The following is a 2,652-nucleotide window of genomic DNA, read 5'->3' on the forward strand; positions in this document are numbered from 1 at the left end:
CAACAGGTCGCCGTCCGCGATACCGTCCTTGGCGGCCGTGCCTGCCTTGAGCTCGAGCACGAAGCGCACCGGTTCGCCGGGCGAGATGATCGCCTCGGACTGCGGCTCGCCTTTCAAGATTGCCCGGATCCTGCCGTCCTGGCCGACGAAGATCAGGTCGAGCGGCATCGGCGTGTTCTTCATCCAGAAAGTCAGGTCCCTGGACTCCTCGAACACGAACAGCATGCCGTGATCGTCGGCCATCTGCTGGCGGAACATCAGGCCCGCCTCGCGCTCGTCGGGCGTGTCGGCGATCTCGATCGAAAAGGAACGCTCGCCCGATTTCGTCACCGCCACCAGCGGCGTCGGGTCGACCGGCAGGATCATGGCCTGGCCGTCCGCCGAAGTCGGCCGCTGCGAATAGAAATAGGCGCCCGCCGCGACGACGATAGCCATCGCGATGCAGATCGCGCCTGCCGTCAGCCAGTTCCTGTGAAGCATGCAAAATCCTGAGCCGGGACGTCGTCCCAAGGTGTGTTGAGATTCAGGTCAGGCCGAGTCGAGAATGGTGGTTTCCGAGAACCGGAGCGGAGCGTACTTGAAGTACGTGTGCGCCGGAAGCACAGGAAGCCGCCATCTGCGGGCCGGCCTCACCAGAATATCAACACAGCTTAATGCGAGACCGGCAAGGTGCCCATATCGGGATGAATTTCGGCAGCCATAAGGCCTTTGTCGCCGCGGCCGAAGCGAACCAGCACGACCTGGCCGGGCCTGAGCTCGGTAATGCCGTAGCGGCGCAACGTCTCCATGTGGACGAAAATGTCCTCGGTGCCCTCGCCCCGGGTCAGGAAGCCGAATCCCTTGGTGCGGTTGAACCACTTCACCAGCGCCCGCTCAAGCCCGCTCTCCGGCGTCACGGTGACGTGGGTGCGCTGCTCCTGCATCTCGGCCGGATGGACCGCCGTGCTGGCGTCCATGGAAAGAACGCGGAAGGCCTGCAGGCCGCGATCGCCCTGCTTGACCAGGCAAACGACGCGCGCGCCTTCCAGCGCGGTCTGGAACCCGTCCTTTCGAAGGCACGTCACATGGAGGAGAATATCACCGGAGACACCATCGTCCGGAAGAATGAAACCGTAGCCCTTGGCTACGTCGAACCATTTGATTGCGCCGGCGATTTCGACAAGGTCGGCGCCTTCGCCGCCGCTGTCACGCTTCAAGGCGCCCTCAAGGCTTCCGTCCCGCCCCGTAAAAGAGGCCTTTTCCCCCATAAGAATGCCCCCTTTTTTCAACACAACCGCAACTGATTCTTGACATCAGATTAACACTGCGGCTTCCGGTCTGTGCAAGACCTGACGTGCCTTTTTTCACTGTTGAGCAGTGGAATACCTCATTTGTTGTTTGCCGGCATGTCCGCAGCCGGGTGACGATGTCCTAAAATCGGACGCTGCCGCCGCTCCGGCTCTGCTTGACCATCGGATTGCCCTCTTGCCCCCGGCGCCACGGCGATTGCCCTTTGGCCGGGTGGCCCCTATGTTCCGCCGCGACGCAACGCCCGGAGAAAGATCCCATGCGCTATCTGCACACCATGGTCCGCATCGCCGACATCGATGCCTCGCTCGACTTCTACTGCAACAAGCTCGGCCTGAAGGAAGTGCGCCGCTACGAGAACGAGCAGGGGCGCTACACGCTGATCTTCCTCGCTGCCTCCGAAGACGAACAAAGCGGCGTCACGGAAAAGGCGCCGTTGGTCGAATTGACCTACAATTGGGACCCCGAAGACTACAAGGGCGGCCGCAATTTCGGCCACCTCGCCTACGAGGTCGACGACATCTACGCCACCTGCCAAAATCTGATGGACAAGGGCGTCACCATCAACAGGCCGCCACGGGACGGCAACATGGCCTTCATCCGCTCGCCGGACGGCATTTCGATCGAGCTGCTGCAGAAGGGTCCGGCCAAGGCCAAGGCCGAGCCCTGGGCCTCGATGGCGAACACCGGCAGCTGGTAGGCCGGCAACGCCGATGTGATCGGTCGCCTATGGCGTTTCGCGCGACGGCGCCTATCTATGCAGTCATGGCGCCAGCCTCGCGAGGCTGGCGTTTTTCATGACCCATCGGAGAACCATCCATGCCGACCAGCCGCGCCGACGTCGCCACCGAACATGCCAGCCGCTACCTGCAGCAGCTCTGCAAGCACTGGGCGCACAAATTTCCGGTCGAGTTCGACCCGCACCACGGCGCCATCGATCTGACGTCGCTGGGACGCACGGTCATGGAGGCCGATGCCAAGGCGCTTCACATCGCCGTGGCAGCCGACGACGCCACCTCGCTCGAGCGGCTGGAAACGGTCGTCGCCGACCACATCAAGCGCTTTGCCTTCCGCGAGGAGCTGACCTTCGACTGGCAGACGGCCGCCTGAGTCGAGGCATCAGGCACCCGCCTTGGTCGCCATCTCCAGCAGCGCCTGCACCGAGCGCCAGTTGCGCGCGGTGCCCGGCACTTTCAGGGTGCGTGGAACGAGATTGGCGAACACCGATTTGCCAAGCCCCTCCGGCGCGTGCAGGTAAAGCACGTCGCGTTTGACTTCGAAGCTCTCCGGGCCGGTGCATTTTTCGGCGAGCCGCGCGATCTCCTCCGCGGTGGTTTCCCGCTCCAGCACATAGGCGTGGAGCTT

4 protein-coding genes and 1 pseudogene are annotated in these 2,652 nt (G+C 63.1%); 2 read left to right on the forward strand and 3 right to left on the reverse strand.

The features are described from left to right. Both EN780_RS31670 and EN780_RS31675 read right to left on the reverse strand, forming a co-directional pair. On the reverse strand, positions 1-480 hold a 480-nt coding region (locus EN780_RS31670), incomplete at its 3' end, for a DUF192 domain-containing protein (RefSeq protein WP_133372804.1). 170 nt (positions 481-650) lie between these two features. Beyond that, the gene (locus EN780_RS31675) at positions 651-1,247 is read right to left on the reverse strand and encodes a cold-shock protein (protein ID WP_127285837.1); all 597 of its coding nucleotides are present in this window, start codon (positions 1,245-1,247) and stop codon (positions 651-653) included. Between the two features lie 299 nt (positions 1,248-1,546). Between EN780_RS31675 and gloA the strand changes: the two genes are divergently transcribed. Together gloA and EN780_RS31685 are read left to right on the forward strand one after the other, a co-directional pair. Further along, entirely contained in the window at positions 1,547-1,987 is a 441-nt protein-coding gene (gene gloA / locus EN780_RS31680; protein WP_127285838.1) for a lactoylglutathione lyase, read from the forward strand. Positions 1,988-2,106: 119 nt separating this feature from the next. Further along, complete coding sequence (locus EN780_RS31685) at positions 2,107-2,397, forward strand: DUF2218 domain-containing protein (RefSeq protein WP_128276237.1); 291 nt, start codon at positions 2,107-2,109, stop codon at positions 2,395-2,397. A gap of 9 nt (positions 2,398-2,406) precedes the next feature. Here EN780_RS31685 and EN780_RS31690 read toward each other — a convergent pair. Then, positions 2,407-2,652, reverse strand: a pseudogene (locus EN780_RS31690) (DUF1697 domain-containing protein); the annotation flags it as partial.

It is taken from the genome of Mesorhizobium sp. M4B.F.Ca.ET.089.01.1.1 (assembly GCF_004022605.1).
In the GTDB taxonomy this organism is placed as follows: domain Bacteria; phylum Pseudomonadota; class Alphaproteobacteria; order Rhizobiales; family Rhizobiaceae; genus Mesorhizobium; species Mesorhizobium abyssinicae.